This is a genomic window from Pseudomonas sp. FW300-N1A1 (genome assembly GCF_058789115.1).
The window spans coordinates 23,184-47,726 of sequence record NZ_JBYTBK010000013.1 but is presented as its reverse complement, the minus strand read 5'-3'; the positions used below and the strand labels follow the sequence as shown (position 1 = coordinate 47,726).

At 59.0% G+C, this 24,543-nt stretch carries 22 protein-coding genes; 14 read left to right on the top strand and 8 right to left on the bottom strand.

Annotation, left to right across the window (positions count from 1 at the left end):
• Positions 1-63: 63 nt before the first annotated feature.
• From AC3WQN_RS11750 to AC3WQN_RS11740, 3 genes are all read left to right on the top strand, one after another.
• Positions 64-879 carry a sulfite exporter TauE/SafE family protein gene (locus AC3WQN_RS11750; protein ID WP_103399504.1) on the top strand — a complete coding sequence of 272 codons (816 nt, stop codon included), beginning with the start codon at positions 64-66 and terminating at the stop codon, positions 877-879.
• A gap of 66 nt (positions 880-945) precedes the next feature.
• Positions 946-1,308 (top strand): hypothetical protein, encoded by a 363-nt coding sequence (locus AC3WQN_RS11745; RefSeq protein ID WP_103399503.1) that lies wholly within the window; start codon positions 946-948, stop codon positions 1,306-1,308.
• Positions 1,309-1,341: 33 nt separating this feature from the next.
• Positions 1,342-2,034: a DUF6933 domain-containing protein gene (locus AC3WQN_RS11740; protein ID WP_103399502.1), complete on the top strand. Its 693-nt coding sequence runs from the start codon at positions 1,342-1,344 to the stop codon at positions 2,032-2,034.
• Positions 2,035-2,073: 39 nt separating this feature from the next.
• Here the strand turns inward: AC3WQN_RS11740 and AC3WQN_RS11735 are convergent, their stop codons facing one another.
• From AC3WQN_RS11735 to ygfZ, 5 genes are all read right to left on the bottom strand, one after another.
• Entirely contained in the window at positions 2,074-3,033 is a 960-nt protein-coding gene (locus AC3WQN_RS11735) for a hypothetical protein (protein ID WP_103399501.1), read from the bottom strand.
• Positions 3,034-3,368: 335 nt separating this feature from the next.
• Positions 3,369-4,085: an HNH endonuclease gene (locus AC3WQN_RS11730; RefSeq protein WP_103399499.1), complete on the bottom strand. Its 717-nt coding sequence runs from the start codon at positions 4,083-4,085 to the stop codon at positions 3,369-3,371.
• Positions 4,086-4,319: 234 nt separating this feature from the next.
• Positions 4,320-5,567 (bottom strand): ribonucleotide-diphosphate reductase subunit beta, encoded by a 1,248-nt coding sequence (locus AC3WQN_RS11725; RefSeq protein ID WP_027619933.1) that lies wholly within the window; start codon positions 5,565-5,567, stop codon positions 4,320-4,322.
• Between the two features lie 454 nt (positions 5,568-6,021).
• Positions 6,022-6,843, bottom strand: coding sequence for an HDOD domain-containing protein (locus AC3WQN_RS11720; RefSeq protein WP_103399498.1), 822 nt, complete (start codon positions 6,841-6,843; stop codon positions 6,022-6,024).
• A 45-nt stretch (positions 6,844-6,888) separates the two neighbouring features.
• Positions 6,889-7,830 (bottom strand): CAF17-like 4Fe-4S cluster assembly/insertion protein YgfZ, encoded by a 942-nt coding sequence (ygfZ, locus tag AC3WQN_RS11715; RefSeq protein WP_103399497.1) that lies wholly within the window; start codon positions 7,828-7,830, stop codon positions 6,889-6,891.
• A gap of 150 nt (positions 7,831-7,980) precedes the next feature.
• Here ygfZ and AC3WQN_RS11710 point away from each other — a divergent pair, with 150 nt between their 5' ends.
• Positions 7,981-8,235: an FAD assembly factor SdhE gene (locus AC3WQN_RS11710; RefSeq protein ID WP_103399496.1), complete on the top strand. Its 255-nt coding sequence runs from the start codon at positions 7,981-7,983 to the stop codon at positions 8,233-8,235.
• On the top strand, positions 8,219-8,671 hold the full coding sequence (locus AC3WQN_RS11705; RefSeq protein ID WP_103399495.1) for a protein YgfX: 453 nt from the start codon (positions 8,219-8,221) through the stop codon (positions 8,669-8,671). Before AC3WQN_RS11710 ends, AC3WQN_RS11705 begins: the two co-directional genes overlap by 17 nt.
• On the opposite strand, the gene nadB is transcribed toward AC3WQN_RS11705, so the two are convergent.
• The gene (gene nadB / locus AC3WQN_RS11700) at positions 8,640-10,256 is read right to left on the bottom strand and encodes an L-aspartate oxidase (protein ID WP_103399494.1); all 1,617 of its coding nucleotides are present in this window, start codon (positions 10,254-10,256) and stop codon (positions 8,640-8,642) included. The genes AC3WQN_RS11705 and nadB overlap by 32 nt on opposite strands.
• Positions 10,257-10,814: 558 nt before the next feature.
• On the opposite strand from nadB, the gene rpoE reads away from it, so the two are divergent.
• The 4 genes from rpoE to AC3WQN_RS11680 all read left to right on the top strand — a co-directional run bounded on the left by rpoE (position 10,815) and on the right by AC3WQN_RS11680 (position 14,666).
• The gene (gene rpoE, locus AC3WQN_RS11695; RefSeq protein ID WP_003172477.1) at positions 10,815-11,396 is read left to right on the top strand and encodes an RNA polymerase sigma factor RpoE/AlgU; all 582 of its coding nucleotides are present in this window, start codon (positions 10,815-10,817) and stop codon (positions 11,394-11,396) included.
• A 30-nt stretch (positions 11,397-11,426) separates the two neighbouring features.
• On the top strand, positions 11,427-12,014 hold the full coding sequence (locus tag AC3WQN_RS11690; protein ID WP_103399493.1) for a sigma-E factor negative regulatory protein: 588 nt from the start codon (positions 11,427-11,429) through the stop codon (positions 12,012-12,014).
• Between the two features lie 8 nt (positions 12,015-12,022).
• Positions 12,023-12,982 carry a MucB/RseB C-terminal domain-containing protein gene (locus tag AC3WQN_RS11685; RefSeq protein ID WP_103399492.1) on the top strand — a complete coding sequence of 320 codons (960 nt, stop codon included), beginning with the start codon at positions 12,023-12,025 and terminating at the stop codon, positions 12,980-12,982.
• 250 nt (positions 12,983-13,232) lie between these two features.
• Positions 13,233-14,666, top strand: a complete 1,434-nt coding sequence (locus AC3WQN_RS11680) for a DegQ family serine endoprotease (protein WP_103399491.1) — start codon at positions 13,233-13,235, stop codon at positions 14,664-14,666.
• Between the two features lie 238 nt (positions 14,667-14,904).
• Here AC3WQN_RS11680 and AC3WQN_RS11675 read toward each other — a convergent pair whose 3' ends face one another.
• On the bottom strand, positions 14,905-17,799 hold the full coding sequence (locus AC3WQN_RS11675; protein WP_103399490.1) for a ribonucleoside-diphosphate reductase subunit alpha: 2,895 nt from the start codon (positions 17,797-17,799) through the stop codon (positions 14,905-14,907).
• Between the two features lie 735 nt (positions 17,800-18,534).
• Between AC3WQN_RS11675 and AC3WQN_RS11670 the strand changes: the two genes are divergently transcribed.
• Positions 18,535-19,260 carry a response regulator gene (locus AC3WQN_RS11670; RefSeq protein ID WP_103399489.1) on the top strand — a complete coding sequence of 242 codons (726 nt, stop codon included), beginning with the start codon at positions 18,535-18,537 and terminating at the stop codon, positions 19,258-19,260.
• Positions 19,257-20,873, top strand: coding sequence for an ATP-binding protein (locus AC3WQN_RS11665; protein ID WP_103399488.1), 1,617 nt, complete (start codon positions 19,257-19,259; stop codon positions 20,871-20,873). The genes AC3WQN_RS11670 and AC3WQN_RS11665 overlap by 4 nt, the downstream gene beginning before the upstream one ends.
• A 4-nt stretch (positions 20,874-20,877) precedes the next feature.
• On the opposite strand, the gene AC3WQN_RS11660 is transcribed toward AC3WQN_RS11665, so the two are convergent.
• The gene (locus tag AC3WQN_RS11660; protein WP_103399487.1) at positions 20,878-21,603 is read right to left on the bottom strand and encodes a 4'-phosphopantetheinyl transferase family protein; all 726 of its coding nucleotides are present in this window, start codon (positions 21,601-21,603) and stop codon (positions 20,878-20,880) included.
• Positions 21,604-21,798: 195 nt separating this feature from the next.
• Here AC3WQN_RS11660 and AC3WQN_RS11655 point away from each other — a divergent pair, with 195 nt between their 5' ends.
• From AC3WQN_RS11655 to AC3WQN_RS11645, 3 genes are all read left to right on the top strand, one after another.
• The gene (locus AC3WQN_RS11655) at positions 21,799-22,398 is read left to right on the top strand and encodes a hypothetical protein (RefSeq protein WP_103399486.1); all 600 of its coding nucleotides are present in this window, start codon (positions 21,799-21,801) and stop codon (positions 22,396-22,398) included.
• Between the two features lie 114 nt (positions 22,399-22,512).
• Positions 22,513-23,190 (top strand): response regulator transcription factor, encoded by a 678-nt coding sequence (locus AC3WQN_RS11650; protein ID WP_095144054.1) that lies wholly within the window; start codon positions 22,513-22,515, stop codon positions 23,188-23,190.
• Positions 23,187-24,533 carry an ATP-binding protein gene (locus tag AC3WQN_RS11645; RefSeq protein WP_103399485.1) on the top strand — a complete coding sequence of 449 codons (1,347 nt, stop codon included), beginning with the start codon at positions 23,187-23,189 and terminating at the stop codon, positions 24,531-24,533. The genes AC3WQN_RS11650 and AC3WQN_RS11645 overlap by 4 nt, the downstream gene beginning before the upstream one ends.
• Positions 24,534-24,543 lie beyond the last annotated feature (10 nt).

Below are 24,543 nucleotides of genomic sequence, written 5' to 3'. Positions count from 1 at the left end.
GCGTAAGCAGGCCAAGTACTGTGCCTCTATTGTTGAGTCCACTCAACCGATGGATGCGGCTCAATGTTTTATCTTCTACTGGCGATTTTTGGCTGTATGACCGGCGTCACCGCCGTGCTGTTCGGCTTTGGTGGTGGCTTCGTTGTGGTGCCGTTGCTGTATCGGATGTTGATGTTTAACCATGATGCAGCCGACCCGGTCAGCCAATCAGCCATGCATATCGCCGTCGCCACCTCGACCTGCGTGATGATCGTCAACGCCATGGTCGCCACCGGAAAACACCGGCGCGCGGGTAACCTCATTCGCCATTACCTGTGGCCGCTTGGCGGATTCATCGGCCTGGGCGCCATTTTTGGTGCCGTTGCGGCGATGTCGCTGGAAGGTGACGTGATCCGTTACGCGTTCATTGCTTATTTGGGCGTCACCATTGTGGATTGCCTAGTGCGGCGTGGTTTTCTCACCTCGACCGAAGGCATTTCTCCACGACGATTGGGCGGGGCGGAAGCCACTGGTGGCGGTGTCATCATTGGTACGATTGCGACGTTTCTCGGTGTCGGTGGCAGTGTCATGACGGTACCCTTGTTGCGGCGGTGCGGCCTAAGCATGTCGCAGGCAACGTCGATGGCCAACCCATTGAGCCTGCCAGTGGCATTGGCCGGAACATTGACCTACATGGCCATGACCGGTTTCACTCAATTCGATCTGGGGCCCTGGTTTATCGGCTACGTCGACCTGCTGGCTTTCGCACTGTTGACCCTGGGTTCGATGCTCGGGATTCACTTGGCCACGCCGTGGATCGGACGGATACCGGATCGGGTGCATGCGCGGGTCTATATTGGTTTGTTGGTACTGGTGATGCTTGGCCTGTGGGTTGGATAGTTCTGCGAGGTTTTTGCCGCAGAATAGGCGCAGGCACCGTTCATGACCTTTGTAGGAGACGTTGCCATGTCAATCAGCGAAAAGGATTGGAAGTCGTTCAAGGAGTTGCACAAGCTGGCGCTCGATCGTTTTTGTCTGGGTGTGTTGGCCGATGCCGAGACTATTGCCCAGCACGGTGCGCTCTCGGCTCACGCCCGGTACGGAATGCTTTACCGCCTTCTCCATGATCGGGACAAAGACATCATCCGAACCTTTGACACCTATAGCCGCTCTCGTGCATTACCAGCGCTGAGGATGATGGTTATGCATGACTTGCTGACCGATGCGGAGTTGTCGGTTCTCAGCGAAACGGCGCTTGAGGAGATTGCTAACATTGTTCGTCAGCCCTACGAGCTTGAATGGGTTTCAGAGATCGTGCGAGAGAATTGAGCGTCGCACACCGTATTAATCAGAGGACCCGGCATGTTGATCTTCAACTGCACCGAAGCGGCCAGCAAATTTTTCAGCCGCGTCCACAAGGGCAAAACAATCACCCCCGTGGATCATCAGCCGTCCTCGTCCACCGTTGAAGAGGATGAGAGGAGGGATTCGGCGGAGCAGTGGTTGGTTCATGCGATCATTGTTCAGCGCAAACACGTGCTGTTTGTGATTCATATACAAACACGTTATTGCATGATTTTTGCGGACGCCAAAAAAGCTGATGTTGAATCGTTTATCCAACGTTTTACTAATCGCTGGATTTACGGCTTGATGCGTCATGCGCTGCAGCACGATGTCCTTCAATGGGTCAACGACGAGCCCATGATGGAACGTTTCGAGGAGAGCAATCGTCAGTACATGCTGTACAGGCGCCGCCATCGCGGTGCGCAAAAGCACATCGACGACATTGCCTGGCTCTTCGAGGACTGCGCTGCGGAGTGGGGTACTTTACCGCCGGACGAGATTGCGGCTGACCGCTTTGACGCGCAGATGAACGATACCTTGAGAATCAGCAAGGGCCGTAAAGACTACTTCTCTCCTAATGAGGAAATGATGGTGCACTGGTTGCGCGCCTACTGCGGCCTTGATGAACCAGGCATCCAGACAGCCCGTGATCGGAGCAAAGAGGTGAAGCGGGAAATCAGGGAGCTGGAAAGTCGTCTTCATTCGGGTTGAGGCGAAACGGAATGCTTAACGCGTTCTGCGAGCCCACGATCACTTCCCCTCCAACCCCGGTACCTCCCGAATGATGAAGTGATCCAGATTCTCGATATCGCCACTGAATACCCCGAACGTCTGCTCGGGGTTTTTCTTGCTCGGCACCTGTTTCAACTCCGGCGTCACACCATAGAAAAAGCAAAACAACTCCCGCTCGCTGCCAATGGCGCTCTTGATCTCCTCCAGGAAGGCTTTGCGCTTGCGGTAGTTCTCTATCAGGCTTTTGCTCAGGTAAACGTTCACCGAGTAAGGCTTCTTGTCGAGCCAGACCTTCTTTTCGAAATCGATGCGGAAACTGGTCTTGTAGTCCTTGATTGCCTTGATCTTGCCCCAGTAAATCAGCCCCTTGTTGTCCAGCAGGTATTCGATCTTCTTGAAGAACGCGCCGTAAGACGCCGTATGCTCACCGATCTTCAGCGGCATACGCTTGAGCAAGTCCTTGTTATCGAAGTTCGAAACGAAGCACTCCACGGGATGGGCAAAGACACTGGTCTTGTCCGGTGCCGAATCCTGGGTAGGGTGTTCGATGTGGCGGGCGGGTGAAGGCGTTTCCGACTCAGCCTGCCCCCCATCTGTCGCCGTCTTCGGACTGGGAGGCTTGCGCACATACTGACGCCGGGTCAGCAGCAACTCCGACGGAAAATGTTCCTCCGGCCCATCGTCCGTTTCCGCCCCTTCGGAACCTGGTGTCTTGAGGCTGGCATAAGGACAACTTTCAATGTGCCGGGTGCTGGGTACGTTCTTGAAGTGCGGCGTCCTGATGTAGTTCACGTTCTTGGCATTGAACGTCCCCAGCACATTCGCCTCACCCAACGCCGCCCGACAGGCATCGTTGGGGCACTGGAAGTGCTCCCGGGCGGAATCGAAGGCCATCGTCTCGTCGAAATTCAGATCGCGCACGTCATAGATCGACAGCTTGGCGTCGAGGCTGAGGCAGTAGGCGAGGTCGAATTTCATGGCGGGCTCGGGTCCTTGAGGGGGGAGGAGATTAACAGCGGAAGGTGGGACGGGTTGCACTGACTGTTTTCAATACACCACAAAATCTGCGGTAAAACACCAAACCTGTGGGAGTGAGCTTGCTCGCGATTCCGAGCATCAACTCGATCCATATGCCCTGCACTCACTCTGTGGCAACGCAACTTACTCTGGCGAGGGAGCTTGCTCCCGCTGGGCTGCGCAGCAGCCCCAAAACCGGCTAGCGCGATACATCAGACAGATCAAGGTGTTTGCTCGGCGACTGCTCCGCAGCCGAGCGGGAGCAAGCTCCCTCGCCACAAATCTCAAGCAGTCAGTTATTCAGGCTTTAACCGCTTTACCTTCGTATAAAGCGAAGCAGTGAACTCATCCCGGTCGCTCGAATAGTGACAACGCCGATGACAGTTCGGGCACAGCGCCACAGCATTGCTAGGACGATCCGACCCAAGGTCTGCCAAATGCTTAACATGATGAAGCTCAAGAAAGTGCGATCCGTTAGCCTGCTTGAACGGTGCGTCTTGACCACAGCCTTCACAGACGCCATTCGCCTCCTTCAATACCCAAGTTTTAACCAGAGGATCGCGGAAGAACGTGGAGATCGTACCGTTCAACCGTTGTGGTTTATCGATACCTCGCGGGATGCCTATGAACTCTCTCTGCTCAAGCTTTTGAACCTTCGTGTTCAACGTTTGATCATTCGCAGTAGGTGCATAGTCGTCAGGATCGAAAGCACCTTTTGCAATCATCGCTGCTCGTACGCGTTGGGTGACTCCAGCGCCAAGATGTTTAGCGGGCAGATATCCAACAATGTAAGGCAGGCACAAATCATGGAGTACGGTGGAAATATTACGCATTCGATACTCGATGGAGACTCTGCTGCGATTCATCAGCACCCCCTCGCGCAAAAGGCGATTCTCGTGGGCCTTATTGAGCTTCTGGTCACTTTTCTCGATCGCCAACATCTTCAAGTAGCCTTCGACTGCAGCTTCCAGTTCCTCGTCGCTCCAGTCATTCTTTTCTTTTTCGATATCCATACAATCGCCGAGGGTTGAATACCTTCGGACGATACTGAGAGGCCATCATGGCTGTCTACGAAATTTCCTACAGGCTGAAGTGTTGCTACCTTCAAAGAATCAGGCTGTGTCTTTCGGAAGTAATCCCGTAGCCAAGAAAGCAGGCTTTTTATCTCGACCACAAAAAAGCCCTGAGCACATCACATGCTCAGGGCTTTCACAGGTCATTGACTCAGTAGAGATGAGCCCCAGGAATCAATCCCAGCTCAACGCCCCACCTGTCTGATACTCAATAACCCGAGTCTCAAAGAAGTTCTTCTCTTTCTTCAAGTCCATGATCTCGCTCATCCACGGGAACGGGTTGGTCGTCCCTGGGTACTCTTCCTTCAGGCCGATCTGCGACAGGCGACGGTTGGCGATGAATTTGAGGTAGTCCTCCATCATCGCTGCGTTCATGCCCAGTACGCCGCGAGGCATGGTGTCGCGGGCGTATTCGATTTCCAGCTGGGTGCCTTGCAGGATCATCTGCGAGGCTTCTTCCTTCATTTCAGCGTCCCACAGGTGCGGGTTTTCGATTTTGATCTGGTTGATCACGTCGATGCCGAAGTTCAGGTGCATGGATTCGTCGCGCAGGATGTACTGGAACTGCTCGGCGACGCCGGTCATTTTGTTGCGGCGGCCCATGGAGAGGATCTGGGTGAAGCCGCAGTAGAAGAAGATGCCTTCCAGAACGCAGTAGTAGGCGATCAGGTTGCGCAGCAACTCCTTGTCAGTTTCGACGGTGCCGGTTTCGAACTTCGGATCGGAGATCGAACGGGTGTACTTCAGGCCCCAGGTGGCTTTTTTAGCGACCGACGGGATCTCGTGGTACATGTTGAAGATCTCGCCTTCATCCATGGCCAGCGATTCGATGCAGTACTGGTAGGCGTGAGTGTGGATCGCCTCTTCGAACGCCTGGCGCAGGATGTACTGGCGGCATTCCGGGTTGGTGATCAGGCGGTACACGGCCAGTACCAGGTTGTTGGCAACCAGGGAGTCGGCGGTGGAGAAGAAGCCCAGGTTGCGCATCACGATGCGGCGCTCGTCGTCGGTCAGGCCTTCCGGGTTTTTCCAGAGGGCGATGTCGGCGGTCATGTTGACTTCTTGCGGCATCCAGTGGTTTGCGCAACCGTCCAGGTACTTCTGCCAGGCCCAGTCGTACTTGAACGGGACGAGTTGGTTGAGGTCGGCGCGGCAGTTGATCATGCGCTTCTCGTCGACCGCAACGCGGGCGGAGGCGCCTTCGAGTTCGGCCAGGCCTTCGGCGATGTCGAGTTTGTCGAGGGCGGCCTTGGCGCGAATGATCGCGGCCGAGTCGGTGGCGGTTACGGCGCGCGCTTCAAGCGCTGCAGCACCACCGGCGCTGTCGAGGCGGTCCATGTTGGCTTCTGTAGCGTGGCCAGCATTGGCGCCCTTGGCGACAACTTCGCCGTCTTCTTTGTCGAATTCGTCCCAGCTCAGCATGACGTGTCGTCTCCTGCGTGAGGGCCAGATGCCCGTGTGACAACTCTGATGGTCGGTTGTTCACACGGCGTGGTGGCCGCGATGGATCTAAAGGAATCGTTTTGTTGCAGCAGAACGCAGGCAAAAAACAGAAATGTCTACGGGTGTCCTGAAGTCGCTGAAGGGCGGAATCGACAGGGTCAGTTCCGGTGGTGGCTTCAGCGTGGCTTTCACTCTCATGTAAGGAGGTGTTGCAGGCCCGATTTACCGGCGCATTATAGGTGTTTTTTTGTGCTTGTGGTGCGACGAAATAGCCTAGCAAGCGGCCATTGAGGGCGCTTCTCAAGACGGAGCGAGCATTTATGGGGCTTTGGCCGGCATAGAATTTTTTTGCCGGGGATCGGGAATTTTTTGCTGGGTTGGGACGGGGTTGCCGAGAGACTCACGCAAACCCTGCCCCTGCTGGCGCGCCCGCTCAATAAAACATCGACTGTGACTCTTCCAGGTCGTTGCTCAGCAGCGGGTTGTTCGGGTCGAGACCGAGTCGCTTGAAGGCTGGCAGGCTGGTGATATCAATCTGTGCCAGAGGATGATCAGTGTCTTGGTGGCCGTAGATGGTTGCCATTTGCACGAGGTCGACATAATCAACCTGCCGGGGCTGACGCTTGAGGTCCAGGTACTGGCCCGGCAGCTTGGCCAGCATTTCCGGGAACTCCCAGACTTGCAGCAGTTTGTCACCGAGCAGGGGATGAATGTGCTCGATCACGTGGTTGAGGCTCACGGGGTCGGACAACAGCTCGTAGTGGTCTTCGGCGTAGGTCAGGATCGGCAGTACGCCGATCTGGTGCACCAGCCCGCCCAGTGCGGCCTGGTCCGGTTTCAGTTGGGTGTGGCTGCGGCACAGGGCGTAGCTGATACCGGCGATTTGCAGGCTCTTGCGCCAGACATCGCGCATCTTCTGTTCCACCACCTCGGACCGGGCATGGAAAATCTGCTCCATGACCAGGCCGATAGCCAGGTTGCTGCTGTAGTTGACGCCCAGCCGGGTGATGGCCGCGTGTAGGTCGGTCACTTCCTGGGCGGCGCGCAGCATCGGGCTGTTGACCACTTTGATCAGGCGCGCCGACAAGGCGGTGTCACGACCGATGACTTTGCTCAGAGTGGTGACACTGACGTCCGGGTCTTCAGCGGCCCGGCGAATCTGCAGGGCCACTTCCGGTAACGTTGGCAGAACCAGGTCATCATTATCGATGGCCTCAACCAAGTCCTGTTGGATCTTTTCCGCCAGCTCGCTCATTTCGTTTCTCTAGGGTGTTGCCAAAAGGTGCTGCTTATTAACGCTTTAACGCTGGATCTCAAGATCGCGATCCAGTTGGTAAGGCAGGTCGAGCAGGTGCAGGGCGGGCCCTTCAAGCGCGCCCAGGTGCAGGTCGGCGCTGTCGACGGCTTCGGCTTGCAGCACGGCGAGCAGTTCAATGCCCTGGCCGGCGTGGGCGGCGATCACCACTTCACCGATGGAGCTGCCATGGGTCGGGGAGAACAGGGCGGTGCCGGGCTCGGGCAGTTCGCTGGTGCCCAGTTGCAGGCGATACAGGCGGCGCTTGAGCTTGCCCAGGTACTGCATGCGCGCGACGATTTCCTGGCCGGTGTAGCAGCCTTTCTTGAAGCTGACGCCGCCCACGGCTTGCAGGTTGAGCATTTGCGGGATGAACAGCTCGCGGGTGCCTGGCATGACCTGGCCGATGCCGGCGCGGACCTGGCCCAGCAGCCAATCGTTGAGCGTACCCTGGGCCAGTGTTGGCGAGAGTTTTTCGGTCAGGGATTGCGCCTGGTCGGCGGAGGCCCAGAGTTCGGTGCGACCAGGGGAGACGCGAATGGCGATCAAGCCGTTGTGACGCACTACCGAGTCGGTTTCCACGGGCACGTCGAGCCCGAGAGCCGCCAGTGCAGCGTCGGCATCGGCCAGGCCGAAGCGAACCCAGGCAGCGCTTTCATCGGTGAGTCTGGACTTGGAGAACACGGCGTATTTTTTCAGGTCCGCCAGTTGTGGCTCCAGCAACTCGCTGGCCATCGCCATCACCACCCCGTCACCTTCCAGCAGGATGCGAAAGCTCGACTGCATGCGGCCTTTCTGGGTGCAGCGCGCACCGAGGCTGGCCCGGGTGTCGCTCAGGTAGTTGAGGTTGCAGGTCAATTGCCCTTGAAGAAACTTGCTGGCGTCGGAGCCTCGGACGGCGAGAACGCCTTCATGGGACAAGGTGCAGAAAAAAGCGGAATCGGCCATGGGTCATCGCAGGGTAAAAAAGTCTGGGGGACATCATAAGGGCGCGCTGTTGAAATGGGTAGTTCACAAAGGGGCGCGGGTGACCGACCAAAGCCGACTGTTCGAGCGGGGCAGGGGCTGTATACTTGCGCTCTATTTGAGGAGCGCTCCATGGTCGAAGATGTTGAACTCAATCGCCTCTACTGGCACAGCCGTCGCGGCATGCTTGAACTTGACGTGTTGCTGGTACCGTTTGTCAAAGAGGTTTATTCGCACCTGAACCAGGTTGATCGCGATTGCTATGTCAGGCTGCTTGAATGCGAAGACCAGGACATGTTCGGCTGGTTCATGGAGCGTTCCGAATCGGAAGATCCTGAATTGCAGCGCATGGTTCGCATGATCCTGGACCGTGTCCAACCCAAGTAATTCGTTTGAATGCCGCTGGCATGCCTCACGGCAATTGCTGGCGGCTTATCTTCTCGCCCAACTGTTCGCGTTGGGTTCGCTGTTGATCCTCGATGTTCCCTGGTGGGCAAGCGTGCCCGGCGCCTTACTGTGCCTGGCCCATGGGGCGTGGGTGCTGCCACGGCAGATTCTGCTGACTCACCCCGGTGCAATTCGTGGTTTGCGCCGCGATGCCGATGGCTGGCAGTTGTGGAGTCAGGCCTGCGGTTGGCAAGCGGTGCAATTGCGCCCTGACAGCCTGGCCTTGCCATTGATCGTGGTGTTGCGCTTTCGGCTGCGTGGGGAGCGGCGGGTGCGTTCGATCTGCGTGCCGCGCGACGCGCAGGCGGCGGATGTCCACCGGCGCCTGCGGGTGCGGCTCAAGTTCAGTCGGCGTAGGTGGGCGGCACCAGAATAGTGTCCAGTGCTTGCGGCAGCAGGTCCGGGTAGTCGAGGGTGTAGTGCAGGCCCCGGCTTTCCTTGCGTTCCATGGCTGAGCGAATCATCAGCTCGGCCACCTGGGCCAGGTTGCGCAGTTCGATCAAGTCCCGGCTGACCTTGTAGTTACTGTAGAACTCGTCGATCTCGTCCAGCAGCAGGCGCACGCGGTGCTGGGCCCGCTGCAGGCGCTTGTTGGTGCGCACGATGCCGACGTAGTCCCACATGAAGCGCCGCAGTTCGTCCCAGTTGTGCGCAATGATCACGTCTTCGTCGGAGTCGGTGACCTGGCTGGCGTCCCAGGCGGGCAGAGCGTTGGGGATTGCAATGTGCGGCAACTGCTCAAGGATGTCCGCGGCCGCCGAGCGGGCGTAGACGAAGCACTCCAGCAGCGAGTTGCTGGCCATGCGGTTGGCGCCGTGCAGGCCGGTGAAGCTGGTTTCGCCAATGGCGTACAGCCCGGGTACGTCCGTGCGCCCCTGTTGATCGACCATGACCCCGCCACAGGTGTAGTGCGCGGCCGGAACCACCGGGATCGGCTGCTTGGTGATGTCGATGGAGAATTCCAGGCAGCGCTCGTACATGGTCGGGAAGTGCGACTTGATGAACGCTTCAGGCTTGTGGCTGATGTCCAGGTAGACGCAGTCGATACCCAGGCGCTTCATCTCGTGGTCGATGGCCCGGGCGACGATATCGCGCGGGGCCAGTTCGGCCCGGGGGTCGAAGCGCTGCATGAAGCGCTCGCCGTTCGGCAGTTTCAGGTGGGCACCTTCGCCCCGCAGGGCCTCGGTGATCAGGAAGCTTTTGGCTTGTGGGTGATAGAGGCACGTGGGGTGGAACTGGTTGAACTCCAGGTTCGCGACCCGGCAGCCCGAGCGCCAGGCCATGGCAATGCCATCACCGCAGGCGCCATCGGGGTTGCTGGTATAGAGGTAGACTTTTGCCGCGCCGCCAGAGGCGAGGATTACAAAGCGCGCGCCATAGGTGTCGACTTCGCCGGTGTCGCGATTGAGGACGTAGGCGCCAAGGCAGCGATCGCCTGCCAGGCCCAGGCGCTTCTCGGTGATCAGGTCGACGGCGACCCGCTGCTCCAGCAGTTCGATGTTCGGGCGCAGCCGCGCTTGCGCCAGCAGGGTGTTGAAGATGGCGGCACCCGTGGCATCGGCGGCGTGGATGATGCGTCGATGACTGTGGCCGCCCTCGCGGGTCAGGTGGAATTCGAAACCGCCGTCCTCTGTTCCGGACTGTTCGTCGCGGGTGAAGGGGACGCCCTGATCGATCAGCCACTGAATGGCTTCGCGGCTGTGCTCGACGGTAAACCGCACGGCGTCTTCGTGGCACAGGCCGCCGCCAGCGTTGAGGGTGTCGTCAACGTGGGATTCAACGGTATCGGTGTCATCCAGGACGGCCGCGACGCCACCCTGGGCCCAATAGGTCGAGCCGTTGGCGAGGTTGCCTTTGCTCAATACGGCAATGCGCAAATGGTCGGGCAACGTCAGCGCCAGACTCAAACCGGCAGCACCGCTGCCAATCACCAGAACATCGTGTTGAAACTGTTGGCTCATTTCAGGATTCCGCTCAAAGCGACCCGGGTCGGGGTTGGCGCAAGACACCTGATTCGGCGAGTCAAGGCAGCCACACAGCCTACTAGTATATAGAGGGGTGGATCGGCACAATAGTCGGGCCTTCGTGGCAATGTGAGACTACCGTGATGGAAAAGCCTGAAGGTTGTGTCAGGTGATTTACCTGTTGAAAGGCCGTCAAGCGTGCTTTATCGCGGACAAAGCGCGCATGTTCGCTTCACGGTTACACATTGTCCGTTTGGCTCGACGATAAAACATGGGAACTTTTGCACCGCGCTCAAGCTCAATAGACGGTTACCTGAGACAAGGGACAGCGTCGGTTTTGCGCAGGATCCGTGTTTCGGTCCTTGCGAATGGATTCGACGACAAGATTATTGGCGCAGCCGGCCAAGCCGGTGCTGCGCTTTTCGTGTGTGCCAAATCAGAGCACGCAGGAAACTTGCCTGGAGGGGGAGAACTTTTGCGAAAAGCACGAGTCTATGTTTGCAAGCCTGATCGATTAGTGATGCAAGCCTCCTCCGAGCTTATCGAGGAGTGTTCATGCTAACCCAGGAAGAGGATCAGCAGCTGGTCGAGCGCGTTCAGCGCGGCGACAAGCGTGCGTTCGATCTGCTAGTGCTGAAATACCAGCACAAAATTCTCGGGTTGATCGTGCGTTTTGTGCACGACACCCATGAAGCCCAGGATGTCGCACAGGAAGCTTTTATCAAGGCTTACCGTGCACTTGGTAATTTTCGCGGGGACAGCGCGTTTTATACGTGGCTTTACCGTATCGCCATCAACACGGCGAAAAACTATCTGGTTTCACGCGGCCGTCGGCCGCCGGATAGCGATGTCAGTTCCGAGGATGCAGAGTTCTACGATGGCGATCACGGCCTCAAGGACCTCGAATCGCCCGAGCGGGCATTGCTACGCGATGAGATCGAAGGCACCGTCCATCGAACCATCCAGCAACTGCCAGAAGATTTGCGTACGGCTTTAACTTTACGTGAATTCGACGGTCTGAGTTACGAGGACATTGCGAGCGTCATGCAGTGTCCGGTGGGTACCGTGCGCTCCCGGATTTTCCGCGCCCGGGAGGCCATCGATAAAGCCCTGCAGCCGTTGTTGCAGGAAAACTGAGACAGCGGCGACAGCCAAGAGAGGAACGCCATGAGTCGTGAAGCCCTGCAGGAATCGCTGTCCGCAGTGATGGATAACGAAGCGGACGAACTGGAATTGCGTCGGGTATTGAATGCCTTTGACGATGTTGAAACCCGCGAAACCTGGGCTCGCTACCAGATCGCTCGTGCCGTCATGCACAAGGACTTGCTGATCCCGCGTCTTGACCTTGCTTCGGCCGTTTCGGCTGCGCTGGCTGACGAGGCCGTGCCGGCAAAAGCCAGTCGCGGACCTTGGCGCAGCCTGGGTCGCCTGGCGGTAGCCGCTTCGGTGACTCTTGCTGTCCTGGCGGGTGTGCGCCTGTACAACCAGGACGAGATCGCCGGCGTCGAACTGGCCCAGCAATCGACCCAACCTGGTCTGGCAGTTCCTCAAGTCAAGGGCCCCGCCGTATTGGCAGGCTACAATGAAAGTTCGCAAGCCACGGGTCCCATGGCCAATGGCGTATTGCAAGGTCAGCCAGGCTGGCACGATCAGCGTCTGCCAGGCTATTTGCGTCAACATGCTCAGCAAGCTGCACTCAAAGGTACTGAAAGTGCCCTGCCTTACGCTCGTGCAGCGAGCCTGGAAAACCGTTAAGGAGGATCATGCGCGCCATACCTCTACTTACGCTTTTGCTTAGCGGCTGGTTCGTTGTTCCAGCCCATGCCGATGAGGCTCAGGAATGGTTGACCCGTCTGAGCCAGGCCGAGCAGCAGCAAAGCTTTCAAGGCACTTTCGTTTACGAGCGTAACGGTAGTTTTTCTACCCACAACATCTGGCATCGTGTCCAGGAAGGCAAAGTCCTCGAGCGTTTGCTTCAGCTCGACGGCTCGGCCCAGGAAGTCGTACGCATTGATGGGCGCACTCAATGCGTCAGCGGCAGCCTGGTGGCGGGGCTGGGGGATGCGCCCGATACCTCTGCTCGTGCACTGGACTCGCAAAAGCTAAAGAATTGGTACGACCTTGCCGTCATCGGCAAGTCGCGCGTGGCCGGGCGGCCAGCGGTGATTGTGTCGCTGACGCCCCGTGACCAGCATCGCTATGGTTTCGAACTGCACCTGGATCGCGAAACCGGCCTGCCATTGAAGTCATTGTTGCTGAATGAAAAAGGGCAGTTGCTGGAGCGATTCCAGTTCACTCGCCTGGATACGGCCGACGTACCGAGCGATCACGATCTGCAGGCCACTGCCGAGTGCAAGCCCTTGGTGCTCGAAGGCGACAAGGCGTCTGCTGTCAAAACCGCTCAGGACTGGCATTCCGACTGGTTGCCACCGGGCTTTGAGCTGACCGCCAGTGGTTCGCACAAGGATCCCCAGACCAAGGTTCAAGTCAGCAGCCTGATGTATGACGATGGCCTGGCACGCTTTTCGGTATTCCTTGAGCCGCTCAATGGCGCAGCGGTCACCGATACCCGTACTCAACTGGGGCCAACCGTTGCCGTTTCCCGGCGCCTGACCACTCCCAAGGGCGAGATCATGGTCACGGTAGTGGGGGAAATTCCCATCGGTACCGCTGAACGGATTGCGCTCTCCATGCGCACCGACGCCGCTACGGTCAAGCAGTAAGTCGATCCGGTGACGCTCATCGAACGACAGCTCGTTTGTGCACAAGGTCAGTCAATGTCCACGTCGCAATCGAGCTGTCGAAATGTTTGGTGAGCATTTCAATTTGCAAAAAACCTTAAATTTTTTTATAGGTCAGGGTCCCTCGGCTCTGGCCTTGTATAGTTGTTCCCGGAACAAAAGTACCGGTGCATGTTTTCCCGGTGTTTCTTGCTCCATATCGCTTAACCATGCTCGTCGTAACGGGAGCCGTATGTCGATACCACGTTTGAAATCCTACCTGACCATTTTTGCCACTGTGCTGGTGCTGGGTCAGACCGTCACTGCCCAGGCAGCCGAACTGCCTGACTTCACGCAGCTGGTTGAGCAGGCCTCACCCGCGGTGGTGAACATCAGCACCACCCAGAAACTGCCCGAGCGCAAGGTATCCAATCAGCAGATGCCTGACCTGGAAGGCTTGCCGCCGATGCTGCGCGAGTTTTTCGAGCGAGGCATGCCGCCTCAGACGCGCCCGCCTCGTGGTGATCGCCAGCGTGAAGCGCAATCCCTCGGTTCGGGGTTCATCATCTCGCCTGATGGCTACGTCCTGACCAACAACCATGTGATCGCCGATGCAGATGAAATTATCGTGCGCCTGGCAGACCGCAGTGAGCTCAAGGCCAAAGTGATTGGCACTGACCCGCGTTCCGACGTGGCGTTGCTGAAGGTCGAAGGCAAGGACCTGCCGGTCCTGAAACTGGGCAAGTCCCAGGATCTGAAAGCCGGGCAATGGGTCGTGGCCATCGGTTCGCCGTTCGGCTTTGACCACACCGTGACGCAAGGCATTGTCAGTGCCATTGGGCGCAGCCTGCCGAACGAGAACTATGTACCGTTCATCCAGACCGACGTGCCGATCAATCCGGGTAACTCCGGTGGTCCGCTGTTCAACCTGGCGGGCGAAGTGGTGGGGATCAACTCGCAGATCTACACCCGCTCCGGTGGCTTCATGGGCGTTTCGTTCGCCATCCCGATCGACGTTGCCATGGATGTCTCCAATCAGCTGAAAGCCGGTGGCAAGGTGAGCCGTGGCTGGTTGGGCGTGGTCATCCAGGAAGTGAACAAGGATCTTGCCGAATCCTTTGGCCTGGACAAGCCGGCCGGTGCGCTGGTGGCCCAGATTCAGGACGATGGTCCGGCCGCCAAGGGTGGCTTGCAGGTTGGTGACGTGATTCTGACCATGAACGATCAGCCGATTGTCATGTCGGCGGATCTGCCTCACCTGGTGGGTGCGCTGAAGGCTGGTGCCAAGGCCAATCTTGAAGTGATTCGCGACGGTAAGCGCAAAAACGTCGAGCTGACCGTCGGGGCGATTCCGGAAGAAGGCAAAGAGCTCGATGCCCTTGCTAATAAATCCGGTGTCGAGCGCAGCAGCAATCGCCTGGGCGTGGCCGTGGTCGAGCTCAGTGATGAGCAGAAGAAAGCGTTCGACCTCAAGAGCGGCGTTGTGATCAAGGAAGTGCTGGAGGGTCCTGCCGCGCTGATTGGCTTGCAGCCAGGCGATGTGATTACCCACCTGAACAACCAGGCCATCGGTTCGGCCAAGGAGTTCACGGAGATCGCCAAGGCGTTGCCGAAGAACCGTTCGGTGTCGATGCGGGTTCTGCGTCAGGGTCGTGCCAGCTTCATTACCTTCAAGCTGGCTGAGTAACCCGGTTACTCGCTGGTAAAAGAAACGCCTCGCAAGAGGCGTTTTTTTTCGTCTGTACAAAGCCTTTGGAGGCTGTGTGGTCGTCGGTTGGAGGGGAGGGCGATACCTGCTGGTCCGGTTTGCGTGGCGGCTGGTGCTGGCTGTCAGTGCTTTTCCCGGGGCAAAAGAAAACCCCCGATAAACCCAGGGGGCTATCGGGGGTTTCAGGCAGGCGCCTTGTGGCGCCTGCCGGCTCAGCTTATTGGCAAGCTTCGCAATCCGGCTCGTCGATGGCGCAAGCCTTCGGCACTGGAGCAGGACCGGCTGGGGCAGCCAGGACCGAGTCGTCACCGTGGTTGCCGCCGCTGGAAACAGCGTTCAGCTTACCGGTGTTGATGGTCGACTTCTCGGTGCTGGTCGCGGCCAGGGCACGGAGGTAGTAAGTGGTTTTCAGGCCACGGTACCAGGCCATGCGGTAGGTCACGTCGAGTTTCTTGCCCGATGCGCCGGCGATGTACAGGTTCAGCGACTGAGCCTGGTCGATCCACTTCTGACGGCGGCTGGCGGCGTCGACGATCCACTTGGTGTCCACTTCGAAGGCAGTCGCGTAGAGCTCTTTGAGTTCTTGCGGGATGCGTTCGATCTGCTGCACGGAACCGTCGTAGTACTTCAGGTCGTTGATCATGACCGAGTCCCACAGGCCGCGAGCCTTGAGGTCGCGAACCAGGTACGGGTTGATCACGGTGAATTCGCCCGACAGGTTCGATTTCACGTAGAGGTTCTGGTAGGTCGGTTCGATCGACTGCGATACGCCAGTGATGTTGGCGATGGTGGCGGTCGGTGCGATGGCCATGATGTTGGAGTTACGAATACCTTTCTGCACACGGGCACGGACCGGTGCCCAGTCCAGGGATTCGTTCAGGTCAACGTCGATGTACTTTTGGCCACGTTGTTCGATCAGGATCTGTTGCGAATCCAGCGGCAGGATGCCTTTGGACCACAGCGAGCCCTGGAACGTCTCGTAGGCGCCACGCTCGTCAGCCAGGTCGCAGGAAGCCTGGATCGCGTAGTAGCTGACCGCTTCCATCGACTTGTCGGCGAACTCGACGGCCGCGTCGGAGCCGTAAGGGATGTGCTGCAGGTACAAGGCGTCCTGGAAGCCCATGATGCCCAGGCCGACCGGACGGTGCTTGAAGTTGGAGTTCTTCGCTTGCGGCACCGAGTAGTAGTTGATGTCGATCACGTTATCGAGCATGCGCACGGCGGTGTTGACGGTGCGCTCCAGCTTGGCGGTGTCCAGCTTGCCGTTGACGATGTGGTTCGGCAGGTTGATCGAACCCAGGTTGCAAACGGCGATCTCGTCCTTGTTGGTGTTCAACGTGATCTCGGTGCACAGGTTCGAGCTGTGGACCACGCCCACGTGCTGCTGCGGGCTGCGCAGGTTGCACGGGTCCTTGAAGGTCAGCCATGGGTGGCCGGTTTCAAACAGCATAGACAGCATTTTGCGCCACAGGTCTTTGGCCTGGATGGTCTTGAACAGCTTGATCTTGCCGGGGTACTGGGACAGGGCTTCGTAGTACTCGTAGCGCTCTTCGAAGGCCTTGCCGGTCAGGTCGTGCAGGTCTGGCACTTCGGACGGCGAGAACAGGGTCCACGGGCCGTCATCGAAGACGCGCTTCATGAACAGGTCAGGGATCCAGTTGGCGGTGTTCATGTCGTGGGTACGACGACGGTCATCACCGGTGTTCTTACGGAGCTCGATGAACTCTTCGATGTCCATGTGCCAGGTTTCCAGGTAGGCACAGACAGCGCCTTTGCGCTTGCCACCCTGGTTAACGGCGACGGCGGTGTCGTTCACTACTTTGAGGAACGGAACCACGCCTTGCGACTTGCCGTTGGTGCCCTTGATGTACGAACCCAGCGCACGAACCGGCGTCCAGTCGTTGCCCAGGCCACCGGCGAATTTCGACAGCATGGCGTTGTCGTGGATCGCGTGGTAGATGCCCGACAGGTCGTCCGGCACGGTGGTCAGGTAGCAGCTCGACAGCTGTGGACGCAGGGTGCCGGCGTTGAACAGGGTCGGGGTCGAGGACATGTAGTCGAAGGACGACAACAGGTTGTAGAACTCGATCGCACGGTCTTCTTTGTTCTTTTCTTCGATTGCCAGGCCCATGGCCACGCGCATGAAGAAGATCTGCGGCAGTTCGAAGCGCACGCCATCCTTGTGGATGAAGTAACGGTCGTACAGGGTTTGCAGGCCCAGGTAGGTGAACTGCTGGTCGCGCTCGTGGTTGATCGCCTTGCCGAGTTTTTCCAGGTCGAAGGATGCCAGGACCGGGTTCAGCAATTCGAATTCGATACCTTTCGCGATATAGGCGGGTAGTGCCTTGGCGTACAGGTCGACCATTTCGTGGTGAGTGGCGCTCTCGGCGACGCCGAGGAAGCCCAGGCCTTCGGCACGCAGGGTGTCCATCAGCAGGCGAGCGGTCACGAACGAGTAGTTTGGCTCACGCTCGACCAGGGTGCGGGCGGTCATCACCAGGGCGGTGTTGACGTCGGTCAGGGCCACGCCGTCGTACAGGTTTTTCAGGGTTTCGCGCTGGATCAGGTCGCCATCGACTTCTTCCAGGCCTTCACAGGCTTCGGTCACGATGGTGTTCAGGCGGCCCATGTCCAGAGGAGCAAAGGTGCCATCGGCGCGGGTGATGCGGATCGACGGGTGAGCGTTGACCGCTTCTTCGGCCGGTGCGTGGGCAGCGCGTTCTTTCGAACGACCGTCACGGTAGATCACGTAGTCGCGCGCTACTTTCTGCTCGCCGGCACGCATCAGGGCCAGTTCGACCTGGTCCTGGATTTCTTCGATGTGGATGGTGCCGCCCGAGGGCATGCGACGCTTGAAGGTCGCGGTGACCTGTTCGGTCAGGCGGGCAACGGTGTCGTGGATTCGCGACGAGGCGGCAGCGGTGCCGCCTTCAACTGCGAGAAACGCTTTGGTGATAGCGACGGTGATTTTGTCATCGGTGTAAGGAACGACAGTGCCGTTACGCTTGATCACACGCAATTGGCCAGGCGCGGTGGCGGACAGATCCGAATTCGAATCAGCGCCCTGCGGCAAGGTGCCTTGCGGGTTCTCGCGAGTTGTGTCGGTTTGCATGGGGGGGTGTCTCCACATTCTCTATGTTTGTTTGGGCACCATCACGGTGCCCACCGTTCCGTCCTGAAGCACTACAACCGGCAAGCGCCGGGCATAACAACTTCGGGACAGTAGGAAGGGGCTGTCGTGCGCCGCTTCCATGCCGAAGTCTTTGGTTTCAAGCCAGGGGCTGAAAACCGAATTCTGTTTGGGTGACAGTAAATGACTGCAACACCCGTACCGTTTTCGCTGTTTTGAGCTGGAAAACGGTCGCCATCCGCGGGAGCGGTTTGGGCTTCTGAAAAAGCGTTTGGTTCAACCAAAAACATGCAAGAAAAGCACTTGAGTTTCTTGTCTGATTTGTGTTTGGTTTTCAGCTCAAAACCCTACATCTAGGGATTTTTTGAACGTGAGCTACAAGATAATGCGTTTTAGGGGGTGATTGCAACGTACTACCTGTGGATAAAGCTGTGCGTAAAATGTGTATGAAACGGCCGATCGTCGTGTAGGCCGCGACCTTGCTGGGGTAGACCGTTTGTCACTGTTTTTTACCCTGGAAAATAGCCCGGGCGGATTTTTGCGGGCGCGAACCCTACCACAAAAAAACGCAGTTACCGAGCGCATTTGCCAGCTTGTGTTCTCGAGGGGAGGCGTTGCTACAATCGGTTGCTGTCCATGCAGTTTTATCCACTCCAATCATTACAAAAAGACGGGTGGATTCTTCCTTAATAGTGTTCTGGCAAGTAGAGGTCACCCGTGGAGCAAGAAGCCTGGCAGGTATTGATTGTCGAGGACGACCAGCGCCTGGCTGAGTTGACTCGTGAGTACCTGGAAAGCAATGGATTGCGTGTTGCCATCGAAGGCAATGGCGCGTTGGCGGCGGCCCGGATCATCGACGAGCAACCGGACCTGGTGATCCTTGACCTGATGCTGCCCGGCGAAGATGGTTTGACGATTTGCCGCAAGGTCCGCGATCGCTACGACGGACCGATCCTGATGCTCACCGCACGTACCGACGACATTGACCAGATCCAGGGCCTGGACATGGGGGCCGACGACTATGTGTGCAAACCGGTACGCCCACGCTTGTTGCTGGCGCGTATCCAGGCGTTGCTGCGGCGCAGCGAGACGCCCGAGCCGGCGGCTCCCGAAAAGCTCCGTCGTTTGCAGTTTGGCCCGTTGGTGGTCGACCACGCGTTGCGCGAGGCCTGGCTACATGGCAACGGCATCGAGCTGACCAGTGCCGAGTTCGACCTGCTATGGCTGCTGGTGGCCAACGCCGGGCGGATTCTGTCCCGCGAAGAGATTTTTACCGCACTGCGCGGCATTGGCTATGACGGCCAGGACCGCTCCATCGATGTACGCATTTCCAGGATCCGCCCGAAAATAGGCGATGACCCGGAACACCCGCGCCTGATCAAGACCATTCGCAGCAAGGGTTACCTGTTCGTTCCCGAAGCCTGTGCAGACCAGCCCCTGTGAACTCGATCTTCCTGCGCATCTACGGCGGCATGTGCGCTGCGCTGATACTGGTGGCCGTGCTCGGGGTGCTGGCCTTGCACCTGCTCAATGAGGTGCGCAGCGAGCAATACCGGGAACGGCTGGCCCACGGCACGTTTTCGCTAATGGCCGACAACCTGCGGCCGATGAACGAGACCGAGCGTCATCGGGCGCTGCTGGTGTGGGAGCGTTTGCTGGGCATTCCGTTGAGCATGCAGACCTTCAGCCAGACGGAGCTCGACCTGGGGCAGCGCACCCGTGTGCTGCGTGGCCAGGCGCTGGTAGAGCAGACAGGCCCGCACGCGGCCAAGGTCTACCGCCTGGTCAGCGACAAGGAGCAGTTGGTGCTCACCGGGGAGGTGCAGCAGATCAGCGAGCAACTGGCGCGGGCGACTATTTACCTGCTGGCCGACGAGTTGGTGCGCTACCCGGTGGCTGAACAGCCCAAGCGCCTGGAGACCTTGAAGAGGGACAAGGGGTTCGGCTTCGAGCTGAATCTGGTCACGGTGGACCAGGCCGACATGGATGAGGACCAGCGACGTCGTGTGTCCGAGGGCGACACGGTGATGGCGCTGGGCAAGGGCGGCGATTCGATCCGGGTATTTTCCGGGATGGTGGGCACGCCGTGGGTACTGGAAATCGGCCCGCTGTATCAGATGAACCCTTATCCGCCGGAGTGGCTGATCTTGATCGCGGCGCTGGGGCTGAGCCTGATCGGCTTGATCGTCTATTTGCTGGTGCGACAACTGGAGCGTCGGCTCAGTGGCCTGGAGTCGGCCGCGACGCGAATTGCCAAGGGCAGCCTGGAGACCCGGGTGCCGACACGTGGCGCGGACTCGGTCGGCCGCCTGGCGGCCGCCTTCAACGGGATGGCCGAACACCTGCAGCAACTGCTGGCGATTCAGCGCGAGCTGGTGCGCGCGGTGTCCCATGAACTGCGCACGCCCGTTGCAAGATTGCGTTTTGGCCTGGAAATGATCGGTTCGGCAACCACGCCGCAGGCGCGCGACAAGTACCTCGAAGGCATGGATCACGACATCCAGGACCTGGATGGCCTGGTGGATGAAATGCTCACTTATGCGCGGCTGGAGCAGGGCTCACCGGCCCTGAACTTCCAGCGGGTGGACCTGGATGCCCTGGTCAATCAGGTGATCAGCGAACTGGCGCCGCTGCGGGCCAACGTGACGGTGCAGCGCGGACTGTGCCTGTCGGCGGCCGATTGTGATGGTGCCTGGGTCGAAGCCGAACCGCGCTACCTGCATCGTGCACTGCAGAACCTGGTGGGCAACGCCATGCGTCATGCCCAGGCGCAGGTCTCGATCAGTTATCAGGTGGGCCAGCAACGGTGTCGCATCGACGTCGAGGACGACGGCCCGGGTGTGCCGGAAAGTGCCTGGGAAAAAATCTTCACGCCGTTTTTGCGCCTGGACGATAGCCGCACCCGAGCCTCGGGTGGCCACGGCCTGGGATTGTCTATCGTGCGCCGAATCGTGCACTGGCACGGTGGCCGGGCGTTGATCAGCAACAGCAAAAACCTGGGCGGGGCGTGTTTCAGCCTGAGTTGGCCGCGCAATCAGGAAAAAGCCGAGCGCTGAGGGTTCAGGCCTTGATGCTGACCAGGCTCAGCAACTGCCCGTCCTTCATCCCGAACTGTGCGTCCAGCTCCTTGCCGTTATGCCACTCACGGGACAGGTCCGTCAGCAGGCGCAGGCGTACATGCCCGTCCTCAGTCCACTCCAGCACCTGGGCATGCTCGAAGTAGAAGCGTTTTTGCACGATGGGGTAGAGCGCCTTGAACAGGCTTTCCTTGACTGAAAAGGTCAGGGTGACCCGTAGCGCCCGTTGATCCCGGCTATCTGCCGCCATGCGTTCTAGTTCGCAAGGGGTGAGAATCTCACCGGCCAGGCGCTCGGCGCGTTCGGTGCTGAGCAGGTTTTCCAGGTCCATGCCCAGGCCTCGCCACTGCGCCTTGTGGGCAACGATCGCGGCGGCCCGGCCGGTGGTGTGGGTGATCGAGCCGCACAGGTGCGCTGGCCAGACCGGTGCACGATCCTCGCCAATGGCCGGTACACAGTCCAGCCCTGCCAGTTGCTGCAGCGCGGCGCGCACACACACACGCCCGGCGAGAAACTCGGCCTGACGCTTGGCGACCGAGCGCTGGATGCTGGGGGGCGGCTCGATGGTGCAGCGGCGAAAATCCTCGTATTCCAGTCGGGCGGGATCGAACCGGGTACTGAGCAATACCGTGCCGGGCAGTGCATCAGGCAACGGCCAGTGGGCGTCGAGGGGCGTGCAGCAAGCGGGAATAGGGGGGAGCGAGTTCATACCGGCATTTTGCCGGGTTGGCCTGGGGCTGGATAGTCCTGGTGTGCGTGATCCTTCGGCAAGGACCCGCGCAGTGGATTCATCGCCGTCGAACTCGTTCAGCCGAGGTTCAGCGCGTGTTCAGGAGGAGTTCAGTGGCGGGTGGTTAACCTGCACGCATCCCCCAACAGCACGATGCGAACGAGGAAACACACTATGACTACTTTCAAGAAACTGATCCTGGCCATGACCGTACTGGGCGCCAGTGCCGCTGTTCAAGCCGCTGACGAAAACTTCGCCAGCCTGACCCTGGGCCAGACCAGCGACAAGGTCAGCAAATCCAGTTCACTGAACAAGAACCTGAATCACCCGAACACCGATGGCGTGATCGGCAAGGACACCACCTGGGGTGTGCGTCTGGGCCAGCAAAACGATGAGCGTCGGTACTATGCGACCTATGACAACGTATCCGGCAGTCATAATGGCATCAAGTTGCGTCAGGAAAACCTCCTGGGTAGCTACGATATGTTCCTGCCAGTAACCAGCACCACCAAACTGTTTGGCGGCGGCACCGCCGGCCTGACCAAGCTGACTCAGGACTCGCCGGGCTACAGCCGCGACAGCGACATCGGTTATGCCATGGGCGTCCAGGCCGGTATCCTGCAACAGGTTTCGAAGAATGCGTCGGTAGAGCTGGGTTACCGTTACCTGCGCAGCAATGCCAGCACCGAAATGAGCGCCCAAGGCAGCAAGCAGGGCTCGTTGAGCCTGACCAGCAGCGCACAAACCTATCTGTCCGCCAACTACGCTTTCTGATATCCGGGTACCATCGAACCGCGCCGGATCAACCTTTGGGTGATCTGGCGCGGGTGTGTCAGCAAACTGGGTGCGGGGCACCCGTGGAGACGTTGATTTGCCTGGGAGAGCGTTATGAAACTACTGGTCGTCGAAGACGAGGCGCTGTTGCGTCATCACCTGCACACGCGCCTGACCGAAAATGGCCACGTGGTGGAGCCTGTTGCCAACGCCGAAGAGGCCTTGTACCAGTCCGGCCAGTTCAACCATGACCTGGCGGTGATCGACCTGGGCCTGCCGGGCATGAGTGGGCTGGATCTGATTCGCCAACTGCGGTCTCAGGGCAAGACCTTCCCGATCCTGATCCTCACCGCGCGCGGCAACTGGCAGGACAAGGTCGAAGGCCTGGCTGCCGGAGCCGACGATTACGTGGTCAAACCGTTCCAGTTCGAAGAGCTGGATGCGCGGCTGAATGCGCTGCTGCGCCGCTCCAGTGGCTTCACCCAGTCGACCATCATCGCCGGGCCGTTGCTGCTGGACCTCAACCGCAAGCAGGCGAGTCTCGACGACCAGCCGTTGGCGCTCACCGCCTATGAGTATCGAATCCTCGAATACCTGATGCGCCACCATCAGCAGGTGGTCGCCAAGGATCGCCTGATGGAGCAGCTTTACCCGAATGACGACGAGCGCGATCCGAATGTGATCGAAGTGCTGGTCGGTCGCTTGCGGCGCAAGCTGGAAGCGCCGACCGGATTCAAACCGATCGAGACGGTGCGGGGCCTTGGCTATCTGTTCAATGAGCGCTGCAAGTGATTCGTTCGCTTCGGCTACGGCTGATGCTGGCCGCCACCACCTTGGCCGTGTTGTTCATGCTGGCGCTGTTACCGGCCATGCAAGGCGCCTTCAGCCTGGCACTGCAAGACTCGATCGAGCAGCGCCTGGCGTCGGACGTCACCACGCTTATTTCTGCGGCACGGGTTGAAAACAACCAGTTGAAGATGCCCTCACAGCTGCCGGATGAGCGCTTCAATCTCGCCGACACTCGCTTGCTGGGCTACATCTATGACCGCGAAGGTCATCTGGTCTGGCGTTCGCGGGCGACTCAGGACGAGAGCATCAATTACAAGCCGCGTTACGACGGGCGCGGCAACGAGTTCGCGCGGATTCGCGAGGGCAACGGCCAGGAGTTCTTCGTCTATGACGTCGAAATCAAACTGCTGGGCGGCAAGAGTGCGGCGTTCAGCATCGTTGCGCTGCAACCGGTGCGTGAATACCAGCAGACCCTCGAAGGGGTGCGGGAGAATCTCTACCTGGGCTTTGGCGCAGCGTTGCTGGTACTGCTCGCCTTGCTCTGGATCGGCCTTACCTGGGGCTTGAAGGCATTGCGGCGCTTGAGCCAGGAATTGGACCAGATCGAAAGCGGTGAGCGCGAAAGCCTCAGCGAGGAACATCCGCGGGAACTGCTACGCCTGACCGGCTCCCTGAACCGGTTGCTAAGCAGTGAACGGGAGCAACGCAGTCGCTACCGTGACTCTCTGGACGATCTGGCCCACAGCCTGAAAACCCCGCTGGCAGTGCTGCAAGGGGTCAGTGAAGACATGGCCCAGCGACCTGAAGACCGGGAGCAGGCGTGGGTGCTGCAATCGCAGATCGAGCGCATGAGCCAGCAAATCAGCTACCAGTTGCAGCGCGCCAGCTTGCGTAAAAGTGGCCTGGTGCGTCATCAGGTCCAGTTGCAGCCGGTGCTCAAGAGCCTGTGCGATACGCTGGACAAGGTCTACCGCGATAAGCGGGTCAAGGCCTCATTTGACCTGCCGGCCTCGTGTCATGTACCCATCGAGCAGGGCGCCTTGCTGGAAATGCTCGGCAACCTGCTGGAAAACGCCTATCGGTTGTGCCTGGGTGAAGTGCACGTCAGCCTGCGCCAGACATTGGCAGGGATTGAGTTGTGCGTGGAAGACGATGGTCCGGGTGTTCCAGTGGATCAGCGAGCGCGGATTCTCCAGCGCGGCGAACGGCTGGACCGTCAGCATCCGGGGCAGGGTATTGGTCTGGCGGTGGTCAAGGACATCATCGAAAGCTATGGCGCGCAGTTGACGCTGGGTGATTCTGAGCTGGGTGGCGCGGCGTTCCGGATTCATTTCCCGGTCCTGTGAGGCCCCTCTC